Origin of the sequence: Vibrio makurazakiensis (assembly GCF_050337375.1) — a bacterium.
GTDB classification, from domain to species: domain Bacteria; phylum Pseudomonadota; class Gammaproteobacteria; order Enterobacterales; family Vibrionaceae; genus Vibrio; species Vibrio makurazakiensis.
The window spans coordinates 16,873-43,475 of the sequence record NZ_JAKJSW010000026.1 but is presented as its reverse complement, the minus strand read 5'-3'; the positions used below and the strand labels follow the sequence as shown (position 1 = coordinate 43,475).

At 42.0% G+C, this 26,603-nt stretch carries 25 protein-coding genes and 1 pseudogene; 21 read left to right on the top strand and 5 right to left on the bottom strand.

The annotated features are described in order from the left end of the window. The first annotated feature begins 21 nt into the window (after window positions 1-21). From fdx to L4C33_RS04385, 13 genes are all read left to right on the top strand, one after another. Window positions 22-360, top strand: coding sequence for an ISC system 2Fe-2S type ferredoxin (gene fdx, locus L4C33_RS04445; RefSeq protein ID WP_428811242.1), 339 nt, complete (start codon window positions 22-24; stop codon window positions 358-360). 26 nt (window positions 361-386) lie between these two features. Continuing rightward, the gene (gene iscX, locus L4C33_RS04440) at window positions 387-587 is read left to right on the top strand and encodes a Fe-S cluster assembly protein IscX (RefSeq protein ID WP_428811241.1); all 201 of its coding nucleotides are present in this window, start codon (window positions 387-389) and stop codon (window positions 585-587) included. A gap of 199 nt (window positions 588-786) precedes the next feature. Continuing rightward, a complete protein-coding gene (gene pepB / locus L4C33_RS04435; RefSeq protein WP_428811240.1) occupies window positions 787-2,082 on the top strand; it encodes an aminopeptidase PepB in 1,296 nt (431 codons plus the stop codon). A 61-nt stretch (window positions 2,083-2,143) separates the two neighbouring features. Beyond that, window positions 2,144-2,578: a nucleoside-diphosphate kinase gene (gene ndk, locus L4C33_RS04430; RefSeq protein ID WP_428811239.1), complete on the top strand. Its 435-nt coding sequence runs from the start codon at window positions 2,144-2,146 to the stop codon at window positions 2,576-2,578. Between the two features lie 209 nt (window positions 2,579-2,787). After that, window positions 2,788-3,927 carry a dual-specificity RNA methyltransferase RlmN gene (gene rlmN, locus L4C33_RS04425; protein ID WP_428811238.1) on the top strand — a complete coding sequence of 380 codons (1,140 nt, stop codon included), beginning with the start codon at window positions 2,788-2,790 and terminating at the stop codon, window positions 3,925-3,927. A gap of 395 nt (window positions 3,928-4,322) precedes the next feature. Beyond that, on the top strand, window positions 4,323-5,279 hold the full coding sequence (rodZ, locus tag L4C33_RS04420; RefSeq protein ID WP_428811237.1) for a cytoskeleton protein RodZ: 957 nt from the start codon (window positions 4,323-4,325) through the stop codon (window positions 5,277-5,279). A gap of 7 nt (window positions 5,280-5,286) precedes the next feature. Continuing rightward, window positions 5,287-6,408, top strand: coding sequence for a flavodoxin-dependent (E)-4-hydroxy-3-methylbut-2-enyl-diphosphate synthase (ispG, locus tag L4C33_RS04415; protein ID WP_428811236.1), 1,122 nt, complete (start codon window positions 5,287-5,289; stop codon window positions 6,406-6,408). A gap of 60 nt (window positions 6,409-6,468) precedes the next feature. Further along, entirely contained in the window at window positions 6,469-7,737 is a 1,269-nt protein-coding gene (hisS, locus tag L4C33_RS04410; RefSeq protein ID WP_428811235.1) for a histidine--tRNA ligase, read from the top strand. 92 nt (window positions 7,738-7,829) lie between these two features. Next, window positions 7,830-8,444: a YfgM family protein gene (locus L4C33_RS04405; protein ID WP_428811247.1), complete on the top strand. Its 615-nt coding sequence runs from the start codon at window positions 7,830-7,832 to the stop codon at window positions 8,442-8,444. 13 nt (window positions 8,445-8,457) lie between these two features. Then, a complete protein-coding gene (gene bamB / locus L4C33_RS04400) occupies window positions 8,458-9,663 on the top strand; it encodes an outer membrane protein assembly factor BamB (protein WP_428811234.1) in 1,206 nt (401 codons plus the stop codon). A 158-nt stretch (window positions 9,664-9,821) separates the two neighbouring features. Then, window positions 9,822-11,303: a ribosome biogenesis GTPase Der gene (gene der / locus L4C33_RS04395; RefSeq protein WP_428811233.1), complete on the top strand. Its 1,482-nt coding sequence runs from the start codon at window positions 9,822-9,824 to the stop codon at window positions 11,301-11,303. Between the two features lie 94 nt (window positions 11,304-11,397). Further along, complete coding sequence (locus tag L4C33_RS04390; protein WP_428811232.1) at window positions 11,398-12,276, top strand: alanyl-tRNA editing protein; 879 nt, start codon at window positions 11,398-11,400, stop codon at window positions 12,274-12,276. 291 nt (window positions 12,277-12,567) lie between these two features. Further along, complete coding sequence (locus L4C33_RS04385; RefSeq protein WP_428811231.1) at window positions 12,568-12,798, top strand: zinc ribbon domain-containing protein; 231 nt, start codon at window positions 12,568-12,570, stop codon at window positions 12,796-12,798. A gap of 88 nt (window positions 12,799-12,886) precedes the next feature. Here the strand turns inward: L4C33_RS04385 and L4C33_RS04380 are convergent, their stop codons facing one another. Continuing rightward, the gene (locus L4C33_RS04380; protein ID WP_428811230.1) at window positions 12,887-15,232 is read right to left on the bottom strand and encodes a PilZ domain-containing protein; all 2,346 of its coding nucleotides are present in this window, start codon (window positions 15,230-15,232) and stop codon (window positions 12,887-12,889) included. Between the two features lie 177 nt (window positions 15,233-15,409). On the opposite strand from L4C33_RS04380, the gene radA reads away from it, so the two are divergent. Together radA and fusA are read left to right on the top strand one after the other, a co-directional pair. Next, the gene (gene radA, locus L4C33_RS04375) at window positions 15,410-16,789 is read left to right on the top strand and encodes a DNA repair protein RadA (RefSeq protein WP_428811229.1); all 1,380 of its coding nucleotides are present in this window, start codon (window positions 15,410-15,412) and stop codon (window positions 16,787-16,789) included. A 233-nt stretch (window positions 16,790-17,022) separates the two neighbouring features. Beyond that, window positions 17,023-19,107, top strand: coding sequence for an elongation factor G (gene fusA / locus L4C33_RS04370; RefSeq protein ID WP_428811228.1), 2,085 nt, complete (start codon window positions 17,023-17,025; stop codon window positions 19,105-19,107). Between the two features lie 135 nt (window positions 19,108-19,242). Here the strand turns inward: fusA and L4C33_RS04365 are convergent, their stop codons facing one another. Both L4C33_RS04365 and L4C33_RS04360 read right to left on the bottom strand, forming a co-directional pair. Continuing rightward, the gene (locus L4C33_RS04365) at window positions 19,243-19,455 is read right to left on the bottom strand and encodes a VF530 family protein (RefSeq protein WP_428811246.1); all 213 of its coding nucleotides are present in this window, start codon (window positions 19,453-19,455) and stop codon (window positions 19,243-19,245) included. 45 nt (window positions 19,456-19,500) lie between these two features. Further along, window positions 19,501-20,454, bottom strand: a complete 954-nt coding sequence (locus tag L4C33_RS04360) for a LysR substrate-binding domain-containing protein (protein WP_428811227.1) — start codon at window positions 20,452-20,454, stop codon at window positions 19,501-19,503. Window positions 20,455-20,557: 103 nt separating this feature from the next. Between L4C33_RS04360 and L4C33_RS04355 the strand changes: the two genes are divergently transcribed. Further along, window positions 20,558-20,764 carry a DUF1127 domain-containing protein gene (locus L4C33_RS04355; protein ID WP_428811226.1) on the top strand — a complete coding sequence of 69 codons (207 nt, stop codon included), beginning with the start codon at window positions 20,558-20,560 and terminating at the stop codon, window positions 20,762-20,764. 119 nt (window positions 20,765-20,883) lie between these two features. Here the strand turns inward: L4C33_RS04355 and L4C33_RS04350 are convergent. Together L4C33_RS04350 and L4C33_RS04345 are read right to left on the bottom strand one after the other, a co-directional pair. After that, a pseudogene (locus tag L4C33_RS04350) lies at window positions 20,884-22,568 on the bottom strand (AMP-binding protein). Between the two features lie 126 nt (window positions 22,569-22,694). Then, window positions 22,695-23,435 carry a helix-turn-helix transcriptional regulator gene (locus L4C33_RS04345; protein WP_428811225.1) on the bottom strand — a complete coding sequence of 247 codons (741 nt, stop codon included), beginning with the start codon at window positions 23,433-23,435 and terminating at the stop codon, window positions 22,695-22,697. A 169-nt stretch (window positions 23,436-23,604) separates the two neighbouring features. On the opposite strand from L4C33_RS04345, the gene L4C33_RS04340 reads away from it, so the two are divergent. The 5 genes from L4C33_RS04340 to cpaB are packed head-to-tail and all read left to right on the top strand — an operon-like array spanning window position 23,605 to window position 26,601. Next, complete coding sequence (locus L4C33_RS04340) at window positions 23,605-23,769, top strand: Flp family type IVb pilin (RefSeq protein WP_428811224.1); 165 nt, start codon at window positions 23,605-23,607, stop codon at window positions 23,767-23,769. 45 nt (window positions 23,770-23,814) lie between these two features. Next, a complete protein-coding gene (locus L4C33_RS04335) occupies window positions 23,815-23,979 on the top strand; it encodes a Flp family type IVb pilin (protein WP_428811223.1) in 165 nt (54 codons plus the stop codon). 1 nt (window position 23,980) lies between these two features. Then, entirely contained in the window at window positions 23,981-24,484 is a 504-nt protein-coding gene (locus L4C33_RS04330) for a prepilin peptidase (protein ID WP_428811222.1), read from the top strand. A gap of 33 nt (window positions 24,485-24,517) precedes the next feature. Further along, the gene (locus tag L4C33_RS04325) at window positions 24,518-25,858 is read left to right on the top strand and encodes a DUF8689 domain-containing protein (RefSeq protein ID WP_428811245.1); all 1,341 of its coding nucleotides are present in this window, start codon (window positions 24,518-24,520) and stop codon (window positions 25,856-25,858) included. Continuing rightward, window positions 25,855-26,601 (top strand): Flp pilus assembly protein CpaB, encoded by a 747-nt coding sequence (gene cpaB, locus L4C33_RS04320; RefSeq protein ID WP_428811221.1) that lies wholly within the window; start codon window positions 25,855-25,857, stop codon window positions 26,599-26,601. The genes L4C33_RS04325 and cpaB overlap by 4 nt, the downstream gene beginning before the upstream one ends. The last annotated feature ends 2 nt before the right edge of the window (window positions 26,602-26,603 follow it).

Here is a 26,603-nt window from a genome sequence, read left to right as displayed (position 1 = left end):
AATAGTTAGAGAATAGAAAACATGCCTAAGATTATTGTTTTACCTCATGAAGACCTTTGCCCTGAAGGCGCAGTTTTAGAAGCAAAAACTGGTGAGACGGTTCTTGATGTTGCCTTGAAAGCCGGTATTGGTATTGAGCATGCGTGTGAGAAATCATGTGCATGTACAACGTGCCACATCGTTATCCGTGAAGGCTTTGATTCACTTGAAGAAAGTGATGACCTTGAAGATGATATGCTAGATAAAGCATGGGGCTTAGAGATGGAATCTCGTTTAGGCTGCCAAGCGAAAGTAGCAGATGAAGATTTAGTGGTAGAAATTCCAAAGTACACACTAAACTTAGCGTCAGAAGAGCACTAATCACTTTGTGATTGTAAGGAAGAATTATGAGCTTGAAATGGATTGACTCACGCGATATCGCGATTGAACTTTGTGATTTGTACCCTGATACGGATCCAAAAACGGTACGTTTTACCGACCTACACCAGTGGATTCTTGATCTTGAAGATTTCGATGATGAACCTAATCATTCGAACGAAAAGATCTTAGAAGCTGTGATCTTGTGTTGGATGGATGAAATGGACTAAGTCTGTTTTAAATGAGCTAGTTCTAAAACCTAGCCAAGTTAACAATTCTTACTAAAAAAAGCGGACCATTTGGTCCGTTTTTTTATCTAAGCAACATTTCATCTCTACATAATGCTAACATCATCCCGCAAATAACAAATAATCTAAACAACGTCGTATTAACTTTTTGAACGTTGTAGTTCCAAGACAAGGAGAAATCATGTCTACACAGATGTCTGTATTTTTAAGTCAAGATCCTGCCCAGCCTCAGTGGGGAGATAAAGCAATTTTATCATTTTCAGAAAATGGTACGACTATTCACTTAGGTGAAGGTCACGATCTTGGCGCGGTTCAAAGAGCGGCACGTAAGCTTGATGGACAAGGCATTGCTTCTGTATTACTTGAAGGTGACAACTGGGATCTAGAAAGCATTTGGGCTTTTTACCAAGGTTACCGTAGTCCTAAGAAAAAGAACGTAATGGATTGGACTCCGTTAGCTGATGATGCGCAAAAAGAGCTGACAGCTCGCATTAAATCATCAGATTGGACTCGCGATATCATTAACAAAACTGCTGAAGAAGTTGCACCGCGCCAGTTAGCAACAATGGCAGCTGAATACATCAAATCAGTAGCGCCTGCGGGCACTGTTAAAGCTAAAGTAGTTAAAGATAAAGATCTTCTAACAGAAGGTTGGGAAGGTATCTACGCGGTAGGTCGTGGTTCTGAGCGTACTTCAGCGATGTTACAACTTGATTTTAACCCTACGGGTGATGAAAACGCACCGGTATACGCGTGTCTTGTGGGTAAAGGTATTACCTTTGACTCTGGTGGTTACAGCATTAAGCCAGGTCAATTCATGACTGCAATGAAAGCAGATATGGGCGGTGCAGCGACAATTACTGGTGGTCTTGGTTTAGCAATTGAACGTGGTTTGAATAAACGCGTTAAGCTTATCCTTTGTTGTGCAGAGAATATGATTTCTGGTCGCGCACTGAAGCTGGGCGATATTATTACTTACAAAAATGGTAAGACTGTTGAAATCATGAATACCGATGCAGAAGGTCGTTTGGTTCTTGCTGATGGCCTAATGTACGCATGTGAGCATAACCCTGAACTGATCATTGATTGTGCTACGCTTACTGGCGCTGCAAAGAACGCACTGGGTAACGATTACCATGCATTGCTAAGTTTTGATGATGAGCTGTCACACAAAGCTCTGACAGCGGCTAATCAAGAGAAAGAAGGTCTATGGCCTCTACCATTAGCTGATTTCCACCGTGGTATGCTGCCATCTAACTTTGCTGATCTTTCCAATATTAGCACTGGTGATTACACACCAGGTGCAAGTACAGCTGCTGCGTTTTTGTCTTACTTTGTTGATGATTATAAGAAAGGCTGGCTGCACTTCGACTGTGCTGGCACTTACCGTAAATCAGCAAGTGACAAATGGTCAGCTGGTGCGACAGGTATGGGGATCAGAACTCTTGCCCGCGTATTAACAGAACAAGCAAAATAATAATGAGCCAGTCTTTAAGGCTGGCGTCAATAACGACAATAATGAAGTAAAAGGAAACATTATGGCTCTAGAAAGAACATTTTCAATTGTTAAACCGGATGCTGTAAAACGTAATCTAGTAGGTGAAATTTACCACCGTATTGAAARAGCAGGCCTACAAATTATTGCAGCTAAAATGGTGCAATTAACTGAAGAACAAGCAAGTGGCTTTTACGCTGAACACGAAGGTAAAGAATTCTTCGGTCCTCTAAAAGAGTTTATGACTTCTGGYCCTATCATGGTTCAGGTTCTTGAAGGTGAAAATGCAATTGCTCGTTACCGTGAATTGATGGGTAAAACTAACCCAGAACAAGCGGCATGCGGCACTATCCGTGCAGATTACGCGATCAGCATGCGTTACAACTCTGTACACGGCAGTGACAGCCCAGAGTCAGCGGCTCGTGAAATTGAATTCTTCTTCCCTGAGTCTGAAATTTGCCCACGTCCTGCTGAATAAGCAGTGAGAGCAAAGTATTTAAGTTATTAAAGGCTTCACTTCGGTGAGGCCTTTTTCATGTCTAACGGTACTATACTTAAATTTGTTCAAACTTTAAGCGCTTAACTTTGAATGCCTTAGTAAACACAGGGCTTTACAGCTCTTGTTGAGTCTGCGTAAAGGCTGTACAATTCGCGCCCTTAATTATTGTTCCGTCATTGAGAGGCATCATGACCACAGCTAAAGTCAATCTACTCGATTTTGATCGTAAAGGTCTTCGTAAATTTTTCACAGAAGAACTGAATGAGAAAGCTTTTCGAGCAGATCAAATTATGAAGTGGATGTACCATTTCGGTGTCGATGACTTCGRAAACATGAACAACATTAATAAAAAGCTGCGTGAAAAATTACAACGCCGCTGTGAAATTGTTGCTCCAATTGTTTCTGAAGCACAACACTCTTCAGACGGTACAATTAAGTGGGCAATGCGCGTTGGCGATCAAGACGTTGAAACGGTATATATCCCAGACGGTGATCGAGCGACATTGTGTGTATCTTCGCAAGTCGGCTGTGCATTAGAATGTAAGTTCTGCTCAACAGCGCAACAAGGCTTCAACCGTAATTTAAAAGTTTCTGAAATTGTGGGCCAAATTTGGCGCGCAGCTCGTGAAATTGGCCTGGAGAAAGAAACAGGTCGTCGCCCTATTACTAACGTAGTAATGATGGGAATGGGCGAACCACTACTGAATATGAAAAACCTAATCCCGTCACTAGAAATTATGCTAGATGATTTAGGTTTTGCGCTTTCTAAACGTCGTGTAACGGTTTCAACGTCTGGCGTTGTTTCTGGTCTTGATCAAATGACAGATAATATCGATGTTGCTTTAGCTATCTCACTACACGCGCCAAATGACAAGCTGCGTAGTGAAATCATGCCAATTAATGATCGTTGGGATATTGAAGACTTCCTAGCATCAGTTCGTCGTTACATAGCTTCTTCAAACGCTAACCGCGGTAAAGTAACGGTTGAGTACGTACTATTAGATCATGTGAATGATGACATGGACCACGCTCGCGAACTTGCTGAGCTGATGAAAAGCACACCATGTAAGATAAACTTGATTCCATTTAACCCTTACCCAGGGTCGCCTTACAAGAAGCCAAGTAACTCTCGTATTGATCGCTTCCAGAAAACATTGATGGAATACAACTATACAGTGACAGTACGTAAAACTCGTGGTGATGATATTGATGCCGCTTGTGGTCAGTTAGTCGGTGATGTTATCGATAGAACTAAGCGCACGAAATTAAAAGCAGCGCGCGATGAAAACCTCGCAGCTGGCGATGTCATCGCAGTTAAAGCGGTATAAAACATCTGCTAAATAGAAACAAGCCAGAAGCCTAACTTCTGGCTTGTTTGTTTTTGGCTTTCATTTCTTTTTAGGGTAATTCGGGCTTATTTCGTCAATTTTTGGACAAAAGCTTGAGCTAACTGTAAATTTTGTGGAAAGTCTTTTTGCCTTGTCTGTTGGTTAGCTTATGATGAGGTTAGCTCTACTTATTGTTGAGCGAGAGTTCATTGTTGTCGTAATGTCTATTAGGTTGGCTACCAGCTGAATAAAAGCTCCGGCTTTTTACTTCAGAAAATGCTAAGTGCGCAAGCAATGATACATCCCACATACATAATCGTTTTATTGATTGAGCTATAAAAAAAATCAAAAAATATTCATCAATATAGCGTGACTAAATTAAGAAGTTCGTAGATATGAACACCGAAGAAAACACAACAGAATCATCAGTTACAGCGCAAGTAGAAGCAGGTACGCTGTTAAAGCAAAAACGTGAGTCTTTAGGACTGACGCAAAAACAGATAGCCGATCGTTTAAAACTGCGTTTAACCGTTATAGAGCAAATTGAAGAAAATAAATTCGAATCCGTCCAAGTAGCGACATTCACTCGTGGTTACTTACGATCTTACGCAAAAGCAGTGAGCTTGGATGAAAAGATCGTTCTTGATGCATTGGATCACGCTGGTGACGCTCAGCATGAAGAACATGAGATGCAAAGCTTCTCTGGCAAAGCGAAAACAGAAAAGCATAACAGCCGTATAATGAGCCTCACTTGGGGTATCTTTGCCATTCTTGTCGGTATTTCATCAGTTTGGTGGTGGCAAAACCAACAGCAAGATACTTTGTCTCAGTCGTTGGCTGAGTCGAACGTAAACACTGAGCAAGTCGTCAGTGGTATCGAAGCGAGTGATGTAGCATTAACGGAAGAACTTGAGCCACTGTCTCCAGTAGCGTCTTCTCCTGAAAGGCAAGAACAGCAAGCTGAAGTAGCAGACGAAGTGCAAGAGTTACAACTTACTGATGACGTTGTTGAAATCACCGAGCCTGTTATTGAAGTTGCAAAAGTTGAGCCTACTCAAGAGCTCACTTCACAAAAAGAAATTACTGTACCTGCTAAAACTGAAACACCAACTATCAATAATGAACTTGCATTGAGTTTTTCGTCTGATTGCTGGATTCAAGTGAAAGATGCTGATGGTAAAACATTATCTACGGGCATTAAGAAAGCGGGTCAAAGTTTGAAGTTATCAGGAACAGCACCGTATAAAGTAGTGTTGGGCGCGCCAGAAGGCGTATCAATGACATTTGCAAGTGAACCTGTCGACCTTTCTGGGTATACTTCAGGCAAAGTAGCACGAATCACCTTACCTTAGAGCTAATATGCAACACGAATCTCCAATTATTCGTCGCAAATCGACCCGCATTTATGTGGGCGATGTGCCGATCGGTGATGGCGCACCAATCGCAGTGCAGTCCATGACAAACACAAGAACAACAGACGTTGCAGCGACTGTTGCTCAAATCAAAGCACTTGAAAATGTTGGTGCTGATATTGTACGTGTTTCCGTTCCTACTATGGATGCGGCAGAAGCGTTTAAACAAATCAAACAACAGGTTTCAATTCCTCTGGTTGCCGACATTCATTTTGATTACCGTATTGCCTTGAAAGTGGCGGAGTACGGTGTTGACTGTTTGAGAATCAACCCAGGCAATATCGGCAACGAAAGCCGTATTCGCTCTGTTGTTGATTGCGCGAAGGATATGAATATTCCAATTCGCATTGGCGTAAACGGCGGTTCTTTGGAAAAAGAAATCCAAATGAAATATACCGAACCAACGGCAGAAGCTTTGGTTGAGTCGGCAATGCGTCATGTGGATATCCTAGACCGTTTGAACTTTGATCAGTTTAAAGTTAGCGTGAAAGCGTCGGATGTTTTCCTTGCTGTTGGTTCATACCGATTGTTAGCAAAAGAAATCGATCAACCTTTGCATTTAGGTATTACCGAAGCTGGTGGTGCACGTGCGGGGTCTGTGAAGTCAGCTGTAGGTTTGGGCATGTTATTGTCTGAAGGTATCGGTGACACATTACGTATCTCGTTAGCTGCTGACCCAGTTGAAGAGATTAAAGTAGGCTTTGATATTTTGAAGTCACTGCGTATTCGCTCTCGCGGCATTAACTTTATTGCTTGCCCAAGTTGTTCTCGTCAAGAGTTTGATGTGATTAACACAGTAAACGCCTTAGAAGAGCGTTTAGAAGACATTGTTACGCCAATGGACGTGTCTATTATCGGTTGTGTCGTTAATGGTCCAGGTGAAGCTGAGGTTTCGCATTTAGGTCTCGCGGGTAGTAACCGAAAAAGTGCATTCTACGAAGATGGCAAACGCCAGAAAGAACGCTTTGACAACGATGACCTAGTTAATCAGTTGGAAGCGAAGATTCGTGCAAAAGCGTCAGTGCTTGATAAAGCTAATCACATTGATGTAAAAAGTTTAGAAGATTAATTTAGTCTCAATGAGTGCGCTTTATGAGTAGCAGTCGTTGAGCATGACGGAATAAATATTGTGGCAAAAAATATCCAAGCAATTCGAGGCATGAACGACTGCCTACCAACTCAATCTCCACTGTGGCAAAAAGTGGAAGGCGCTGTAAAAAGTGTAGTTAGTGCTTATGGCTATAACGAAGTGCGTATGCCTATCGTTGAAGAAACAAACCTATTTAGCCGTGCAGTTGGTGAAGAAACTGATGTTGTTTCAAAGGAAATGTATACCTTTGATGACCGTAATGGCGACAGCCTAACGCTACGCCCAGAAGGTACAGCAGGTTGTGTTCGTTCATGTATTCAAAACAGCCTTATCAACCGTGACGAACAGCGCCTATGGTACATGGGTCCTATGTTCCGTCACGAGCGTCCTCAAAAAGGTCGTTACCGTCAATTCCACCAATGTGGTGTTGAGGTATTTGGCCTAGATGGTCCTGACGTAGACGCAGAGCTTATTATGATGACTGCGCGCCTATGGCGTGAGCTAGGTATCGATAAGCACGTTCGCCTGGAGTTGAACTCAATTGGTTCTCAGGAAGATCGCGTAAGCTACCGCACAGCGTTAGTGGCTTTCCTTGAGCAACACATTGATGTGCTGGATGAAGATTGCAAACGTCGCATGCACACTAACCCTCTACGTGTTTTAGATACTAAGAACCCAGATGTGCAAGCTATCCTTGGTGATGCGCCTCGTTTGTCTGAGTACCTAGGTGAAGAATCAAAACAACATTTTGCAGGTTTATGTGAACTTCTTGACGCGGTTGGTATCGAATACCAAGTTAATGAGCGTCTAGTTCGTGGCCTAGATTACTACAACCGTACAGTATTTGAGTGGATCACTGACAGCTTAGGTGCTCAAGGTACTGTATGTGGCGGTGGCCGTTACGATGGTCTTGTTGAGCAACTCGGTGGCAAACCAACAAATGCTGTTGGTTTTGCAATGGGTCTAGAGCGCCTGGTTCTTATGATGGAAACGCTAGAGCTTACAGAAGTTCGTCGTAGCGTTGACGTATACATGGTTGCTGCTGGCGAAGGTACGATGATCGCGGCCATGCAGTTAGCGAATCAATTACGCGACACCGTTAAGGGCGTACGTGTGATGAACCACTTCGGTGGTGGTAACTTCAAGAAACAATTCAAACGTGCTGACAAAGTAGGTGCTGTTGTAGCACTAGTGCTTGGTGAGAACGAAGTTGCTGACAATACCGTAGTGCTAAAAGATTTGGTTGGCGGCGTGCAAGAAACCGTGTCTCAAGCGGAAGTTGCAGAGAAAGTTGCCGCGCTAATCTAAATTAGCCAATTGCATTTTCAAAAGAGCATCAGCTCACAATGAATACAAACGTCAGCGAGTGCTGGCGTTTTAAAGATYAAAGAGGACAGGAAGTGGAACTTTACGATACTGAAGAACAACAAGTTGAAGCGATTAAGGATTGGTGGAAAGAGAATGGCAAGGCCGTAATCTTTGGCGCTGTAATCGGTTTAGGTGGACTATTTGGTTGGCGTTACTACCAAGACTCTGCAATTCAAGCGCGTGAAGCTGCATCTGATAACTACACTGCTGTTATTTCGAACTTAACAGCGCAAGGTGTTGATGCCTCAGCTGATGTTCAAAGCTTTATTGATAATAACAGCAAAGCAGAATACTCAGTCTTAGCAGCAATGCAGCTAGCGAAAGTTCAAATTGAAGCTGGCGACTTAAGCGCGGCTTTAACACAGCTTCAATGGGCTAAAACTAATACAAAAGACGCAGCTTTAACGCCTTTAATTTCTTACCGAGTAGCACGTATTCAAGCTGAGCAAGGCGAGTTTGATGCGGCATTAGCGGAATTAGCAACGATTACTGATGAATCTTGGAAAGGTCGTAGCGCTGAACTACGTGGTGACATTTCTCTGCGTCAAGGTAATACGGATGCAGCGTACAGTGCTTACACTGAAGCGCAGCAAGCGAATGACGCTAGCCAAGCTCTACAGATCAAGCTAGACGATCTAGCTAAGTAAAGGCTGACTCTAAATGAAGAGAACGTTAAAAAAAATAAGCCTTTCTCAAGGCTTATTTTCTAAAGGTGTTATCCGTAAAGCTGCTGTTTGCGCTGCTGCAATTGGTGTATTAGCTGGCTGTGCTAGTGAAGAAGACACCATCATTATGGCACCAGTTCCAACAGTATCTAGTGAGTTTACTCCTCAGTCAGAATGGTCAACTTCTATTGGTAATGGSGTTGGTCATTATTTTTCGAAGCTCACACCTGAGTATGCTTACGATAAAATATTCATTGCTAGCCGTGATGGCCTAATCAAAGCCCTAGACCCAGATACAGGGAAAGAGCTTTGGAGCAACGATCTTGAACGTGAAGTTTATGCTCGTTTGTCTGGTGGTTTAACCGCTGCTTATGGAAAGATTTTCGTGGGTAACGAAAATGGTGAAGTAATTGCGGTTGATGAATCCACAGGTGAAGAGCTTTGGCGTGTCGTCGTTAACGGTGAGGTCTTAGCTTCTCCAGCGACAGACAATAACCTTGTGATCGTTAATACCAGTCGTGGCATGTTGATTGCTCTTGACCAGTTGACTGGCGAGCAAAAATGGACAATCAGCACCGAAGTCCCAAGCTTGACCTTACGTGGTGATAGCGCTCCTGTGACCGTTTCTGGCGGTGTATTTTGGGGTACAGCAAATGGTCGTTTAGCGGCGGCGATTGTTGAACGTGGCCAGTTAATTTGGCAACAGCCAGTCGGTACACCAAAAGGTGCAACTGAAATTGACCGCTTAGTTGATGTTGATGCTACGCCCGTTATTTTAGGCGGTACCCTCTATACTATTGGTATCAATGGCCAGTTAATTGGTATTGACTTACGTTCAGGTAAGCCAACATGGAAACGTAATTACTCTTCAGCTATTGATATTGAAACTGATGGTAGTCGTTTATTTGTTGTGACCGATACAGACCATTTAGTGGCAGTTGATGCACGAAGCGGAACTGAGCTTTGGAGCACTGAAAAGCTTGAACACCGTTTACTGACAGCACCTAAAGTTATTGATGGCTACTTAGTTGTTGGTGACACAGAAGGTTACCTACATTGGTTAGATCGTTCTACTGGTGAGTTTGTGGCTCAACAACTGGTTAACGATAGCGGTTTCTCTGTTGGACCTGTGGCGTTGCCAGATGGTTATTTGGTCGTTACACGTAATGGCGATGTAAAGAAACTGACGATTAGCCAATAAAGCGTGATATAATTCACAATCGGCTCCTGGTTGGTAACAGCCAGGAGCCGTTTTATTGAGATAAATGAAATAAACCATGTGGTTATAGGTAAAAATTTAAGCTTGCTGGCAAGTGTTTACCTATAACTACATTAAGATAAGAATTTGTAGAGGTTGTTATGGTACCTGTTGTTGCTCTAGTAGGGCGTCCAAACGTAGGTAAATCTACGTTATTTAACCGATTGACTCGAACTCGTGATGCATTGGTTGCGGATTTCCCAGGCTTAACGCGTGACCGTAAATATGGTCATGCTCATTTTAGCGAGCACGACTTTATYGTTATCGACACTGGTGGTATCGACGGTACTGAAGAAGGTGTTGAAACAAAAATGGCTGAGCAGTCGCTAGCGGCGATTGATGAAGCTGATGTTGTTCTATTTATGGTTGATGGCCGTGCTGGTTTGACTCCGTCAGATGTGGCAATCGCTAAGCACCTTCGTCAACTAGAAAAACCATCAATGCTTGTAGTAAACAAAGTCGATGGTATTGACCCTGACGCAGCAAGTGCTGACTTCTGGCAATTGGGTGTTGAAGATATGTACCAGATCGCTGCTGCGCACGGTCGTGGTGTAACAGCACTAATTGATCTTGCACTTAACCCATTTGCAGAAGCGTTAAAAGCTGATAATGGTGAAGTAAGCGATTTAACTGAGTTTGAAGACGAAGAAGAAGAGCAAGTTGATTTCACTGAAGAAGAAGCTGAAGAAGAATTCAAGCGTCTTCAAGATCAACCAATCAAGCTAGCGATCATTGGTCGTCCTAACGTAGGTAAATCAACGCTAACTAACCGTATTCTAGGTGAAGAACGTGTTGTTGTTTACGATATGCCGGGTACAACTCGAGATTCTATCTACATTCCAATGCAGCGTGATGAGCGTGAATACGTTCTGATTGATACTGCTGGTGTTCGTCGTCGTAAAAATATCAACGAAACGGTAGAAAAGTTCTCGGTTGTTAAAACGCTGAAAGCAATTGAAGATGCTAACGTTGTATTACTTCTTATTGATGCTCGTGAAAATATTTCAGATCAAGACTTAAGCTTGTTGGGCTTTGCATTGAATGCTGGTCGTTCTATCGTTATCGCGGTAAACAAGTGGGATGGTCTGGATAGCGATGTTAAAGATCGCGTGAAGAAAGAACTAGACCGTCGCTTAGGTTTCGTAGATTTTGCACGTATTCACTTTATCTCTGCACTGCACGGTACAGGTGTTGGTCACTTATTCGAGTCTGTAGAAGAAGCTTATAAGTCAGCAACAACTCGTGTTGGTACTTCAGTACTTACTCGTATCATGAAGATGGCTACAGATGATCACCAACCACCAATGGTTCGTGGCCGTCGTGTTAAGCTTAAATATGCGCACGCTGGTGGTTATAACCCGCCAATTATCGTTATTCACGGTAACCAAGTTCGTAACTTGCCGGATTCATATAAGCGTTTCTTGATGAATTACTACCGTCGTTCTTTGGAAATTATGGGTACGCCAATTCGTATTCAATTCCAAAACAGTGAGAACCCGTTTGAAGCGAAAACAAACAAACTGACTATCTCACAAGAGCGTAAGCGTAAACGCATGATGACGATGATGAAAGGTCGTAAGTAACCGTAAATCATTAAAAATACCCAAGCTTAGACTTGGGTATTTTTTTAAGTAAAATTTGTCGAATTAGAATAAATAATTAATATTTCGGGGCGTTATGAATATCACAGCAACTCAAACTCAATTTTGTCATGGCATTTGGAGCCTTGAATCAATCGTACAGATGGTCGTGCCAGGAAACGATGTTATCTACGTTGTTACTAAAGAAACCCCTTTTCATCCTGTAAGTCATATTTGGCCTGATCATCCAGCAGATAAAGGAGTTGCTCAATTCAATGGACAAGAACACTCGGTTATTGATTGCCAGGTAGGAGCCGTTGAAGAGCAAACTAGCATTCTATATGTTGGAAAAGATATACCCGTAAAACGAGATACGGAAGGTTGGGTTTTTGTGGTTGTGCATTGTTTATCTGCAAATACAAAAATTGAAGTAGGCAGCCAGATTCAGTGGGAAGTGGATAAAGAATACCAGGATAGTTTAAGTCGAGGTCATAGCGCCGGTCATTTTGCGTTTCTTGCTTTAAACAAAGTGCTATCTGAAAAGTACTGGCGTAAAGACGCAGATCGTAAAGACTCACTAGGCAGCTATGATTTCAATAGTTACGCTCAGGAAACCAGCTTCGTAACACCTGATTTGTGCACGGACACTTACCGCTTGGGTAAAACGTTGAAAAAGCGCGGTCTTAATGTTGTAGATATGATTACAGATCTCCCTATCATTGAAGAACAAGTGAATGATCTAATAAAGACGTGGTTCAACGATATAATCGACGTAAAAATGCGTTTAGAAGGACTTTACCTGACTGATTCTCGTTACTGGGAATGCTTGATCAAAGGGGTAGGATCCGTATCGATTCCTTGCGGTGGTTCTCATATTAAAAGTAGCGCAGACCTAAGTAGAATAAGGGTTTCACTGAATATGATTGATACGCAAAATATTCAAATGCAGACCTATGTAAATGAAATTCATCATTAAACCATTGTTATTATAAGATTCTGTTTGTTGGTTTTAACTTAACGATTATTAGTTTATTAATCTGTGTCAAATCCAAATGCAGGATATGTAACTTATGCTTTCGGGGTGTGGTGATGTAAATATTCTATTAGGGGTAGATCGCTGATCAAGCTAGATAAAGCAAAAGATCAAGTTATGATCTTTTGGGGTGTTAGGGTTTAAAAGTGCTGAAACGAAATTAACTTATTGAKATCAAAGTATAGCTAAGCCGAGCAACTAGAATGGCCTATCCGATGAATAAAAAGGTGAAGTATGTCTGAAAATACATGTCCTGAGTGCAAGGCAGAATTGATCTGGGACGGGGGTTATCTGTGTGAGGCTTGTCAGTGTCATTATACGAAAGTGGGGTTATGCCCTGACTGTGATAGTGAGTTAGAAAAGCTACAAGCTTGTGGGGCGGCAAACTACTTCTGTAATAGTGACTGTAATGAACTGAAGTCTAAATCAAGAGTGAAGTTTCAATTCCATTCAGTAGATAGATAAATAAAAAGCCTCTCAGAGTATGAGAGGCTTTTAAGTATTCAAAATAGGCCATTCTTAACCTATTTTACAAATAGTGACTGTGGGGCTGTTAGGTGAGCTCTAAGCGCACCAAAACTTCGTCTGTGATATTACCTATTTCACCGTAGCCTATGAAAGATGATATCTCTTTCTCTAATTTTCTAGCTTGGTGCATGCTAAGAAGTGTGAGTTCTTCAAGGTCGTATTGCAGCAAAGTGGTCATTGGGTCAAAGATAGGTGCTGTTGATACTCGTAACACGTAAAACTCTCCCATTTGTTTTGCCTTCTTTACAAACATGATCCGTTCTTTGATTGAAGCAAAATCATGCGCCATCTTGGTATGAAGCGATTGAACCTTATTACCGAACTTAATGGCAGCAACATATATATCATGATGTTGAGGTTCAGCTCCGTCAATACGTCTTAATGGGCTGGCAAGTAGCGTGTTTGAACGGCCTTTAAATACGGGTTCTAAAGAAATATTTTGTTCATGGCCGAGTTTAGCTAGTAGCATCAAATGGTTTGGTAGTGGGAAGTTCACACCGACAACTTTTGTTCTTAATGAAGCGCCTGGCTTATCAATAAATATTGGGCTGCTTACTATCTTACTTAATAAAATATTGTGCAGAGCTTCAAGTAGAGGTCTATTTGGAATTGCCTCTTCTTTTTTTCTGAGCTTATCTTGGTTGCTGTCAATTAACCCGTTAAGAAATGCAATGGTACGAATCGTTTTGCTTGTTTCAGTTATAACGAGTTGGACTTGTTTGCCGTTTGGACTCACTCGAACTATTTGGTAAGGAACTGCACTTAGCGGAAGCTTCTTGTCGTACAACTGCAGCTCATTAAAGTTGACAGTAATCGGGTCATTACTTTTTAGTACTAGTGGTTGCTGCAGGGTGAGGCTTAAGCCACGTTTTGATAAATCAACGGTAAAACCTGAGGCTTTCTCACCACTCGCGCTGATTACTTCTAGTGGAGATTTAAATTGATAGCGAGGCTCTTTACGTCGTGATTGAACGTCAAAATAAACGTTCTGTGGTCGACCAAGCACTTTTCTGGAATGACGGAATTGATTTAGCTCGCTACTCGCAATTCTAGGCTTCTCGGTAAGTAAATAATCACTTGCCGTATTATGGTCGCCGATTTCTTGCAAGATGCCGCAGTGGGTCAGGGCTTCTGCGCTATCAGCTAGGTCAGAATTGTGTTCAGCCAACGCTTTTCTTTCATCTTGAGACAGCTCAAATACTGAAAGTTTAAACACTTTCCAGCTTTTTCTTTTCGCGCCGATATGCCAAAACAGTTGTCGTTGCTCTCGTGATGCTTCAGGTAGCATCATCGAGTAATAAAGTGTTTTGTCTTGGTGAGTGTGAGTAAACGAATAAATAACATTACTGGTTCCTTTCACACCGGGCTTAGTAAGAAGCTCCATACGCTGATCATGAAACAAAGTTCCCAACGCTTGCTGGTTACGCTCATCGTGCCAATATTGCCACAATGGACGGTTATTATCGGTTAACAAAGCAAGTTTTAACTCTTTCCCACTAAAGAATAGGGGGAGATTACAGGTGTGTTTGAGGAAGGTATGCTCAAATGCACGTGTTCTCGCTCTGATGATTTTGTCTTGGTTGTCGTGTTTGGTTTTGTTGCTAGAGTTGTTAACGCTTTCATCGATTAGTTGGTTGATGAGTTCAGTATCTGTGAGCTTTAGAGTTCGCAAATATTTAATAGCGTCGTTCTCGTATGACTCGTCAACGGCTAATACTCTAAATTCAATCTTTTGATCGGCGCCAATAATCTCTGAGGTTTGAGCTAGCTCAGTAAAGTTAACGGTAATTACTTCGCCAAGGTTATACTCAAAAGCACTAGGCACTTTGAATTTAGCACCAGAGTTTGACAAGTCGATAGTTAAGCCATGAACGATTTGCTTATTCGGCATTTCGATTTCTATCTGAGTCGAAATCCTTAAGCGATTCTCTTGGCGTTTGAGATCGTAACCAAGGTTAATTGGTTCCGCTTCATAAACACTATCAGCGCTAGTTAGCTCTTTAGCTACATGACCTTGGCTACGTTGGCTAATAACGCGGAAGTTGTTTTTAGTATTGGCTAACGACTCCCAAACTCCTTCGGTATAGCCATGGAATTTTTTTGTACCTTTGTGATAGGCATTGAATGCAACATCGTCTAACCAGTGCTTACGGCCATCGAGAACATAGGCTCTGCATTCACCGTTTACTCTTCCTCTAAGGTCGACACTCTTAGTGCAGGGTGCCATGATGCGATTGAGTTCCATCTTTACCAGTAATTTGAGTGACGGGGATTCCCCTTCTGTCAATTGAGAAAGAAGGAAGTCAAAGTCATCGGCATGGTAAGCAGGGATTAATCTCTCTGCTAAAGATAGAATTTCAGATTGCTGCATACATTTTTTGTTAAAGTAGAAGTATCAATGTTATCGACAGGTTGTGTTTGATCTTTAAGTATAAGTGACTTTTGTTCAACTTTTATTTTCATGCATACGGTCAACTGAGTCACAGAGTTACCATTTTTTAATATCTAACGTGTCAATGAACACGCACAGTATATAGTTTGAGGTTATATGGCTAAGGCGAAACGCGCATATGTTTGTAATGATTGCGGAGCAGATTTTCCACGTTGGCAAGGGCAGTGTAATGCCTGTGGAGCATGGAATACGATCACCGAAGTTCGCTTAGCCGCGTCTCCACAAGTCGCTCGCAATGAACGACTATCTGGTTATGCAGGAGCGGCGACGGAATCTGCAGTTCAAACATTGTCGGAAATCGACTTACAAGAGGTTCCGCGATTTAGTAGCGGCTTTAAAGAGCTAGATCGAGTATTAGGCGGCGGGGTGGTTCCGGGGGCTGCGATTCTTATTGGTGGTAACCCTGGTGCGGGTAAATCGACTTTATTGCTGCAGACCATGTGTTTGTTGTCGTCACAACTACCTACCTTATATGTTACCGGGGAAGAGTCATTGYAACAGGTAGCTATGCGAGCATCTCGTTTAGGGCTACCAAAAGAGCACTTAAAAATGCTCTCTGAAACCAACGTTGATAAGATCTGTCAGGTCGCTGAAAAAGAACAGCCTAAGATCATGGTTATCGATTCCATTCAAGTTATGCATGTTGCAGATGTTCAATCATCTCCTGGTAGTGTGGCTCAAGTACGTGAATCAGCGACGGCACTAACACGTTATGCTAAACAAAATAATGTGGCGGTCTTTCTAGTTGGACACGTAACTAAAGACGGCACGCTCGCGGGACCTAAAGTACTAGAACATATCATTGACTGTTCTGTGCTATTAGATGGAGGAACGGACAGCCGTTTCAGAACGTTGCGTAGCCATAAAAACCGTTTTGGCGCTGTGAATGAACTAGGGGTCTTTGCTATGACTGAGCAGGGGCTTAAAGAGGTTAGTAATCCATCGGCTATTTTCTTATCTCGTGGAGAAGAAGAAACCTCAGGCAGTTCGGTGATGGTGGTCTGGGAGGGCACTCGTCCTCTATTAGTCGAGATCCAAGCTTTGGTTGATTATTCCCAGCTCGCAAACCCACGTCGAGTGGCTGTTGGTCTTGAACAAAACCGTCTTTCCTTATTACTAGCTGTGCTGCATAAACACGGCGGCTTACAAATGGCAGACCAAGATGTGTTTGTGAATGTGGTAGGTGGTGTTAAAGTAACCGAAACTAGTGCAGACTTAGCATTAGTCATGGCACTATTATCGAGTTTTAGAGATAGAGCACTACCTAAAGATGTAGTTGTATTTGGTGAGGTTGGTCTTGCTGGCGAAATTAGGCCAGTACCGAGCGGTCAAGAGCGCTTGAATGAGGCGTTTAAACATGGCTTCACTAGAGCGATAGTCCCAGCTGCTAATATGCCAAAAGGTGGTATCCCAGGAATGCAAATTCATGGGGTTAAGAAGCTATCTGAAGCGATTAATGCGTTTGATGAGTTGTAATCGTATTTACTTCAGCTACTCTATATCTCAGTAATCCTATTAAGGCGGCAGTTCATAAATTGCGGCCTTAATTATTTAATAAACAATAAGTTAAATTGTTTATCTAGTATGCCTTCTCTATTYCATTGCGAGAAGGCAAAGTTTTTTAATCTCAAATGCATGCAAAGCTATCAGTCTTCACAGATTGTGATATACTCTGCGCGCATTTTATATCCTATTAACAGAGTAAGACAATGGCAGATTTATCGAAATACAGAAACATTGGTATTTTCGCGCACGTTGATGCGGGTAAAACTACTACCACTGAGCGTATCCTTAAGCTAACTGGTCAAATCCACAAGACTGGTGAAGTACATGATGGCGAATCAACTACTGACTTCATGGAACAGGAAGCTGAGCGCGGAATTACTATCCAGTCAGCAGCTGTAAGCTGTTTCTGGAATGGTCACCGTCTAAACGTTATCGATACTCCTGGACACGTTGACTTCACAGTTGAAGTATACCGTTCTCTTAAAGTACTTGATGGCGGTATCGGTGTATTCTGTGGTTCTGGCGGCGTTGAGCCTCAGTCAGAAACTAACTGGCGTTACGCTAACGAATCAGAAGTATCTCGTCTGATCTTCGTTAACAAACTAGACCGTATGGGTGCAGATTTCTACAACGTTGTTGACCAAGTTAAAAACGTTCTAGGTGCAAACCCACTAGTTATGGTTCTACCAATCGGCCGCGAAGATGAATTCGTTGGTGTTGTAGACCTTCTAAGCCGTAAAGCATACGTTTGGGATGACACTGGTCTTCCTGAAAACTACGAAATCAAAGATGTTCCTGCGGACATGGTTGATGACGTTGAGCAATACCGTGAAGAGCTAATCGAAACTGCTGTAGAGCAAGACGATGACCTAATGGAAGCGTACATGGAAGGTGAAGAGCCTTCTATCGAAGATATCAAGCGTTGTATCCGTACAGGTACTCGTAACCTATCTTTCTTCCCAACATTCTGTGGTTCTGCATTTAAGAACAAGGGTGTTCAAATCGTTCTTGACGCTGTAGTTGATTACCTACCTTCTCCAACTGAAGTTGATCCTCAACCTCTAATGGATGAAGCTGGTGAAGAAACTGGCGAACACGCTATCGTTTCTACAGAAGAAACTTTCAAAGCTCTAGCATTCAAAATCATGGATGACCGCTTTGGTGCTCTAACTTTCGTTCGTATTTACTCTGGTAAATTGAACAAAGGCGACACGATTCTTAACTCTTTCACAGGTAAAACTGAGCGTGTTGGCCGTATGGTTGAGATGCAAGCTGATGACCGTAACGAACTAACTAGCGCACAAGCTGGTGACATCATTGCGATCGTTGGTATGAAGAACGTGCAAACTGGTCACACTCTATGTGATCCAAAGGACCAAGTAACTCTTGAGCCAATGGTATTCCCAACTCCAGTAATCTCTATCGCTGTATCTCCAAAAGATAAAGGCGGTTCTGAGAAAATGGGTATCGCTATCGGTAAAATGGTAGCAGAAGATCCATCTTTCCAAGTTGAGACTGACGAAGAGACTGGCGAAACTATCCTGAAAGGTATGGGTGAGCTTCACCTAGACATCAAGGTAGATATCCTTAAGCGTACTTACGGCGTTGACCTAACAGTTGGTGCTCCTCAAGTTGCTTACCGTGAAACTATCACTCAAGCAATTGAAGATAGCTACACGCACAAGAAGCAATCTGGTGGTTCTGGTCAATTCGGTAAGATCGATTACCGTATCAAACCTGGCGAAGCTGGTTCTGGTTTCTCATTCAAGTCTTCTGTTGTGGGCGGTAACGTTCCTAAAGAATTCTGGCCTGCAGTTGAGAAAGGTTTTGCTGGCATGATGGAAAACGGCGTACTAGCTGGCTTCCCTACGCTAGACGTTGAAGTTGAACTTTACGATGGTGGTTTCCACGCAGTCGATTCATCTGCAATCGCATTTGAAATCGCAGCGAAAGGCGCATTCCGTCAATCAATGCCTAAAGCTGGCGCACAACTTCTTGAGCCAATCATGAACGTTGACGTGTTTACTCCAGAAGATCACGTTGGTGATGTTATCGGTGACCTTAACCGTCGTCGTGGCATGATCAAAGATCAACAAGCTGGTGTAACTGGTGTTCGTATTAAAGCTGACGTACCACTTTCAGAAATGTTTGGTTACATCGGTCACCTACGTACAATTACTTCAGGCCGTGGTCAATTCTCTATGGAATTCCTACAGTACTCTCCATGTCCAATGAACGTGGCAGAAGAAGTAATCGCTAAAGTTAAAGCAGAAAAAGACGCTAAGTAATTAGTTCTTTTCTCTATAACTAAAAAAGCCCCGCAAGTGAAAGCTTGCGGGGCTTTTGTATGTAGGCATCTTAGTGATGCTAGATGCTAGATGCTAGATGCTAGATGCTAGATGCTAGATGCTAGATGCTAGATGCTAGCGTTTTAAGTCGATATAAAGCTGTTCTACTTTAGTTCGAGCCCAGTCTGTTTTGCGTAAAAACTTTAGGCTAGATTTGATACTAGGATCTTTTTTAAAGCAGTTGATATTAACCATATGGCTTAATTCTTCCCAACCGTAGTGGTCTACAAGCTCCGTTAATAGCTTCTGAAGAGTAATACCGTGCAGTGGGTTATTTTCTTGAGTCATCATGTGCCTTTCGCAATATATATTTCAACGCAGTATAGCAGTTACTTACTTAGAACTATCAGACCATTTCAGGGAATAATTGCTCTCTAGAATAGTTAGGTCTTCACGCCCTTGATCTCCAAACTGTTCTGCTTGGCTCTTTATCCAACTAGAGAACTGTTTTATCTTTTTTCGCTTAAAGTAACCTGCAGGTGCACATAAGAAGTAATTGAACCTCGGTCGTAAAGCCATATTTCCAATCCTAACTAGCTTCCCCTCCTGAAGGTATCGATATACTAGGCTATGCTTGACTAGCGCAACCCCTTGAACCGATAGCGCCCCTTCTAACACAAAGTGTGAACCATCGAATTTTAGTGTTGAAACTCCCCCCTTAACTCCTGAGCGCTCTAGCCATAAATTCCAATCCATATCAGGCCAGCTATCTTCTATAAGCTCTGCTTTGTGTAGGTCTTCAACGCTGTAGATACCGTGCTTTTCTTGATAAATAGGGTGGCATACAGGATAAATCACTTCATCCATAATCTGTCGGGATTCAATGTTCGGATAATCCCCAAGACCATAGCGGATGCATATATCGACATTCGAGTCCTGAAAAGTAATGAGCTTATTGGTAGGCTCGATCAGCATTGATATGTCAGGGTGGTGCTCTCTAAAGTCTCCAATTCTTGGGACAAGCCAGTGTTGGGCAAAAGAGGGAAGGGTAGAGATAGATAGCCTATTAGGCTCAGGGTCTTGGTTTATCTGTCTCACTCCATCCTGTATATGAGCAAATCCCTTTTGAGTTTGAGAAAATAGAATATGCCCTTCAGGGGTTAGAGTGACCTTTCTGTGTTGACGTACAAAAAGTGGAGTACCAAGCCAGTCTTCGAGCAATCGAATTTGTTGGCTAATGGCGGCAGCTGTAACAAATAAGTGTTCAGCAGCTGCCTTAAAACTGCCAAGTTCTGCAGCCTTGTAAAAATAAAACAACCCTTGTAGTGGCGGTATTCTTTCGTTCACATTAGTTTTCCTTAACTCATTGCCAGTATCTATCGTTTGTCAGAAAAATAGATTTGCTCAATTATTAGTCATGTAAAGCGAATAAATCAATAGGAGCTTATATATGAATGCGCAATCTAATCATTATTCTGATTTTTCAGTAGAACTGAATACCCACCCACTTAAGAAAATCTTTGCTTATGTAAAGGCTAGTATGAGTAAGGCGAAAACAAGAAAGCAGTTATCAGAGCTTCCTGACCACCTTTTGTCAGACATTGGTGTGAGTCGTTACGAAGCGGATAAGGAATCTTCAAAACCATTCTGGAAGTAAAAGAATTATGGGAGCTAATTCGGTAATTGAAGCGTGGTAATTAGATGTTTAGAACGATCTACAGATCAAATGTACAAAATAATAAAGGGAGCTTTAAAAGCTCCCTTTATCGATAGTGGTTACTCTTCCCAGACGACTAGTTTGTCTTTCGGCCAGTTATGACCAACCTCATGATACTTTTGTTCTAAGACGTGTCGTTTAATTTTCAAAGTTGGTGTTAAGACGCCATTGTCTATACTCCAAGGTTCTTTAATCATTAACACACCTTTGATTTTTTCATGCGAAGCAAGCTTGGTGTTCATCTTTTCAATCACGCGTTTTGTGGTTCGCTCATATCGTTCGCGATCAAAGTTAGGGAAATCGTGTGGAACGACTAATAGGATCGGTCCTGGTAGCCCTAGACCAATAAGACACATCATTTCAACACGGCTATATTCGAACAGCTTATTTTCGATAGGAACAGGAGCTACGAATTTCCCTTTAGCTGTTTTAAAAGTATCTTTTTTACGGCCACGAATAGTTAAGTAACCATCGCTGTCAATATCGCCGATATCACCAGTGTGTAACCAACCTTCAGAGTTGAAAGCTTCTTGAGTCGCAATATCATTCTTATAGTAGCCAGAGAACAAGCCCTCACCTCGAACGAGTATCTCTTCATCTTCAGCTATCTTAAGCTCAATCCCTGGGCCTGCATTACCAACAGAACCAATTTTGTCTGCGCGGAATGGATAATTCAGAGTGCTATATGCGAATGACTCAGTCATCCCCACGCCTCAGTAATGTTTAGCCCAACACTTTCATACCATTTTAATAGAGCTGGAGGCACAGCAGCAGAACCACAGCCAAGAACTCGAGCTTGATCTAAACCCAAACCATCCGCGAGTTTCTTTTTGATGATGGAGTTGATAAATGGGATTTTTAGTAAAATATTGAGTTTTTTCTGAGGTAGCTTGTCTTGAATACGCTGTTGGAAAAGTGTCCAGAGCCTTGGTACTGAAATAAATAGGGTCGGTCTTTGCATTTTTACGTCATCAATAAACGTATCTAGCGATTCTGGGAAAGCGGTAGGAACGCCCCCCATAATTGATGAACCAAAAATATAAACGCGCTCTGTGATGTGTGCTAATGGCAAGTACGAGAACAAGCGATCATTTTTTTGAATGCCAATATGATCGATCAAACGTTGTACTGACCAGTTAAATGCGCCGTAAGTGAGCATCGCTCCCTTTGGTAGACCTGAAGTTCCGGATGTATATACCAAGGACATCAGTTTTTCATCATGGTGGGCTGGTCTTAATGTACTCGGCTCATGTTGTTCAATGAGGTCGGTGAATAGCAGCTTACATTTGGCTGAAGTCTCGTAAGGCAACGCAATACTGATGACTTCTGGCAATGAATCAATCACAGACTGGGTAGCTTTGGCATCATCAAGTTTACCGGAGATGATGATTTTACTTTCACTGTGAGTGAGACAGTATTCGATAGTGTCGGCACCGGCTGTTGGGAAAATAGGTACACTTACAAAATCTCCAAGCATAATTGCCAGGTCGCAAATGAACCATTCGGCACAGTTCTTAGAAATTAAAGCAATTCTGTCGCCGGGCTGTGCACCTAAGTCTTTTAGGGCGCTTGCTAGCCTTAGGGCTTTGTCAGCGACTTCTTGATAAGTAAACTCAACGAATTCTCGGTTGATGATTTGCTTAAGGTAAATCTCATTAGGGCGTTCCTCTGCCCATTTTAAGATCATTTCATTCGGTGGCGGGAGAGCGCATGTTGGTTTGCTTAACTCGTTAGGTTGAATCATTCTCTAACTCCGTTTAGTGGCAATTATAGTTTATTGTTTTTATGTTAATTTCTTGTTAACTCTAGCATGGCTTGATGAAGACATAAAACGCGAAGTTCTCAATTTTTAAGAGAATATTTCGCCGATTTAGTGAATTTGCCGGAACATACCGGGGGTCATGCCAGTTTTCTTTTTGAAGATTCTGGAGAAATAAGAGACATCTTGATAACCGCACTGATAAGCCACCGAAGAGACTTTAGTGCTGCGATCTCGCAAGAGGATTTTTTTTGCTAAATTTATCCTTTTGTTGCATATATAGTCTCGAAAGCTGATGCCTATAACGCGATGAAAAACTTTTGAAAAATAGGTGACCGAATAATGGCATCTTTCAGCTATATCATCCTCACGGATCACTTCTGATAAATTGTTTTCAATGTAGCGGAGGGTTTCAATAAAATCCTGACTAATCGTGGACTTTACTATCAAAGGTTCCGATGATTTTTTCTCTAAATATTCATTATTAGTTGAAAAGCTCAAGCGTATTTTGGAAGAGATATTTTTTACCCAGGATTCAAAGTCTTCCTGATCAATATTCTTTCTTTCATAAATAGCGTGGTTAAGAGAAATAGAACGTTCTAGACGACCTTCATATATTAAAATCAGGTGCTTACCTAAATTGTTGCAGATGTTTAACGCGGAATTTAATAGAGGAAGGTTAGTCTCTGGGTTTAGATAAAAAAAACAATAATGTATATCAAAGTCGCTCAATATTGAAACATCGTTACCATGTTCAACAATATGAAATTCCAACTTTAACATGTCAGAGGTTTCTGGGGTTAGGTCATTAATTGGCAATCCTAGCCAGTGACCAATATGCGGGATATCCATATGCATACTCAAAAATTAATACGAAAAGATTATTTACTTTTATTTATCTAGTTTAGGAGGGTAGCAAGAAAGTGCAAGATGATAGCAAGAAAGTCCTAACAGTTATTGATAGAACTCTCTACATTTAAAGGGCACTCAACTAGTGCTGCATTTGGAAGGAGACCAAATTATGAATAAATTTATTAATAATGCTAAAGCGTTCATGAATGATGAAGAAGGACTATCGGTAGTCGAATACGTTGTAGGTGCAGCTTTACTTGTTGTTGCTCTTGGTTCGGTATTCTCAAGTCTAGGTAGTTCACTTTCTACTAAACTAAGCGGCGCCGTTAGCTAACTCACCGCAGGTACTTACAAAAAGGTATCTCAAGAGGAATAGACAATGCGTTATTCTGATATCTTGGAGTTTTTTAAAAGAGAAGAAGGCTTGAGTGTTGTTGAGTATGTAGTTGGCGCTGCATTTCTAGTTGTCGCACTCACTGCCATTTTTCTAACATACGACGATACGTTAATTAATTCATTTAATAGTACGCTCGGGAGTGTATAAAATGGAAATATTAATTTGGAGCATATTACTGGTTATTGCAGTTTATGATTCCAGAGATAATAGAATTCCAAATATATGGCTACTGCCACTAATTATACTTTCTGCTGCTTATCACTTTCAAATGAATGGGTTAACCGCTTCATTATCAGCTCTAGGCTCCGGGGTTATATTCTTCGGTCTAGGGCTTTTGTTGTATTTCCTAAAAGCAATGGCTCCGGGTGATGTTAAATTACTCGGGGCCGTTGGCGTTTTTTGTGGTTGGGGGAATTTATTAGCGAGTGCATATTGGATTACTGTCGGGGCCGGAATCGTTGCTTCTTTTTATTTATTATTGTTTTTAGCTACCAAACCTGACGAATCCAAGCTAGTAATTAATGAGTACTCTCAATCTTTTCTTTATGGTCACAATCAAGTAAAAGCAAATCGATTGAATAATTCGAATAAATTGAGAATGCCATTTGCGCCAGCAGTGGTTATAGGCTTGGCACTTTTTAGTTACTTTTAGATAATTACTCTTTATAAAGAGGCCTCTATGGAAATGGTCAAGGATGCAAAACATAGAGATATTCTCACGCCACAAGCGGATGCACCAATAGTCCCCACGTCTCTTGAATCTCTCAAAGTTCCAGCCGCAGTTGTAGAAAACCTACTTCTAAAACAACTCGCTGCGTTTCCCAAGTCCGACATATTAGAACTCACACGTTTGTTGGGGATTAATAGTCATATTATTGAAGATTTGATTGCCTCGCTACGAGGGAAATCTTTAGTCGAAGTTTTTCAAGCAAGCACATCAAACTTTAACTCAGGATCTACGGGTCATGTTCGTTACGCTCTATCTGAAGGCGGGATGGCTGAAGCCGATATTGCGTTTTCTAAAGATGCCTATTTAGGGCCTTGCCCAGTGTCTTTAGCTGATTACAAGGTCATGGTGGAAGCGCAAGATGTTCGAGCTCAGTTAGTTAATCGACAAGATGTTTCTTACGCACTTTCAGATGTACTTGGTGCTGACAGAATGGTCTCTGTTCTTGGCCCAGCCATTAACTCCGGTCGTGCATTATTACTTTATGGAGACGCTGGTACGGGTAAAACCTATGTTGCTACGCGCTTGCTCAACTCACTGAATACTTCTGTTTATATCCCTTATGCTGTTTTTACCGCGGGTAACATTATTAAAGTCTTCACTGGGCAGCATCATAAAAAAGTCGAAAAAGCTGACAGCGAGAGAACGCTGCTATTTAAAGAGCAATACGATCGACGCTGGGCTTTATGTGAGCGACCAAGTATCCAAGTTGGTGGGGAGCTAACGATGGATATGCTCGAAGTAAACCATACAGAACACAACCGAGTGTGGATGGCGCCATTACAGATGATGGCAAACAATGGGATCTTTATTATTGATGATTTAGGTCGCCAACCCATGCCTGTTGACACCTTATTAAACCGTTGGATTGTGCCAATGGAGTATTTCTATGACTACTTATCATTACCTAACGGTCAGCAAATTTCTGTCCCCTTCATATTAACGTTAGCTTTTTCTACCAACTTAAGCCCTGAGACTATCGCAGACCCTGCGTTCCTGCGTCGTTTGGGTTACAAAATACAATTTCAACCGTTAAGGGAAGACGAGTATAAAAATTTATGGGAAATCATGGCGTCTAATAAGTCATTGTCTTTGGACGTGAATCTATTTGATAGTTTATTAAATTTACATAGCCAGCATAGCGTTGGCTACTACCCATGTTTACCGAAGGATATTGTAGGTATTAGCCGAGATATTATTGCGTTCGAAGAGGTTGAGCCGATCATTTCCGCCGCTGTATTGGAAAGAGCCTGGGAAGTCTACTTTACTGCCGATGGCAAAGGAGGAGGGGCGCGATGAGTAGAAATCAAATCATATTACTATTTTTGCTTTCAATCGTATTTGGGTTAGCTGCGGTATTTTTTGCGAAGCAATGGATGGATAGTCAGTTGCAACCTCAGGTGGATGTTGAAGTTGTGGAAAGAGAGCCTGTTGTGGTTGCCGCGCAGGAAATTATTGCTGGTAGCGTTATTGAAGAGCAGCACCTTACGACTAAATTACTAGAGAAAGATTGGCGTAGTGAAGACCAATTCTCTTTAGCTGAAGAGCTTGTTGGGCAAGTGGTTGCGACATCAATTTATCAGGGTGAAATTGTAAGTCGACTCAGGCTAACAATACCAGGTGAAGGTTCAACTTTAGCTGCTCTCATTCCTGAAAATAAACGCGCAGTTACGATTCGTGTTAATGATGTTATTGGTGTGGCGGGCTTCTTATTACCCGGAAACAAGGTCGATATACTTAATACGATTTCCTACGGGAAAGGGTCGGCGACAACCAAAACTGTTTTGAAAGACATCAAAGTTCTCGCGGTGGATCAGACGGCAAAAACACAAGAAAACAAGCCAATTATCGTACGAGCGGTGACATTGGAAGTATCACCTAAAGAAGCAGAAAAACTCTTATCAGCGAAGAGCAGAGGGGAAATTCAATTAACACTGCGGAACCCTCATGAACCTGAAGAAAAAGTCGTTCGAAGATATGTTGCTCCTCAGGTAACGATAATCAAAGGCACGGAAGCATCGAATGTGCGAGTTAGGGATTGAGG

What these genes read in the sequence shown, in the direction of transcription:
- rodZ (WP_428811237.1), top strand. Translation starts at nt 4,323, where the DNA reads ATGAACACCGAAGAAAACACAACAGAATCATCAGTTACAGCGCAAGTA.
- L4C33_RS04385 (WP_428811231.1), top strand. Translation starts at nt 12,568, where the DNA reads ATGTCTGAAAATACATGTCCTGAGTGCAAGGCAGAATTGATCTGGGAC.
- fusA (WP_428811228.1), top strand. Translation starts at nt 17,023, where the DNA reads ATGGCAGATTTATCGAAATACAGAAACATTGGTATTTTCGCGCACGTT.
- iscX (WP_428811241.1), top strand. Translation starts at nt 387, where the DNA reads ATGAGCTTGAAATGGATTGACTCACGCGATATCGCGATTGAACTTTGT.
- L4C33_RS04380 (WP_428811230.1), bottom strand. Translation starts at nt 15,232, where the DNA reads ATGCAGCAATCTGAAATTCTATCTTTAGCAGAGAGATTAATCCCTGCT.
- cpaB (WP_428811221.1), top strand. Translation starts at nt 25,855, where the DNA reads ATGAGTAGAAATCAAATCATATTACTATTTTTGCTTTCAATCGTATTT.
- L4C33_RS04365 (WP_428811246.1), bottom strand. Translation starts at nt 19,455, where the DNA reads ATGACTCAAGAAAATAACCCACTGCACGGTATTACTCTTCAGAAGCTA.
- L4C33_RS04340 (WP_428811224.1), top strand. Translation starts at nt 23,605, where the DNA reads ATGAATAAATTTATTAATAATGCTAAAGCGTTCATGAATGATGAAGAA.
- L4C33_RS04390 (WP_428811232.1), top strand. Translation starts at nt 11,398, where the DNA reads ATGAATATCACAGCAACTCAAACTCAATTTTGTCATGGCATTTGGAGC.
- L4C33_RS04355 (WP_428811226.1), top strand. Translation starts at nt 20,558, where the DNA reads ATGAATGCGCAATCTAATCATTATTCTGATTTTTCAGTAGAACTGAAT.
- L4C33_RS04335 (WP_428811223.1), top strand. Translation starts at nt 23,815, where the DNA reads ATGCGTTATTCTGATATCTTGGAGTTTTTTAAAAGAGAAGAAGGCTTG.
- fdx (WP_428811242.1), top strand. Translation starts at nt 22, where the DNA reads ATGCCTAAGATTATTGTTTTACCTCATGAAGACCTTTGCCCTGAAGGC.
- ispG (WP_428811236.1), top strand. Translation starts at nt 5,287, where the DNA reads ATGCAACACGAATCTCCAATTATTCGTCGCAAATCGACCCGCATTTAT.
- L4C33_RS04330 (WP_428811222.1), top strand. Translation starts at nt 23,981, where the DNA reads ATGGAAATATTAATTTGGAGCATATTACTGGTTATTGCAGTTTATGAT.
- L4C33_RS04345 (WP_428811225.1), bottom strand. Translation starts at nt 23,435, where the DNA reads ATGGATATCCCGCATATTGGTCACTGGCTAGGATTGCCAATTAATGAC.
- L4C33_RS04325 (WP_428811245.1), top strand. Translation starts at nt 24,518, where the DNA reads ATGGTCAAGGATGCAAAACATAGAGATATTCTCACGCCACAAGCGGAT.
- pepB (WP_428811240.1), top strand. Translation starts at nt 787, where the DNA reads ATGTCTACACAGATGTCTGTATTTTTAAGTCAAGATCCTGCCCAGCCT.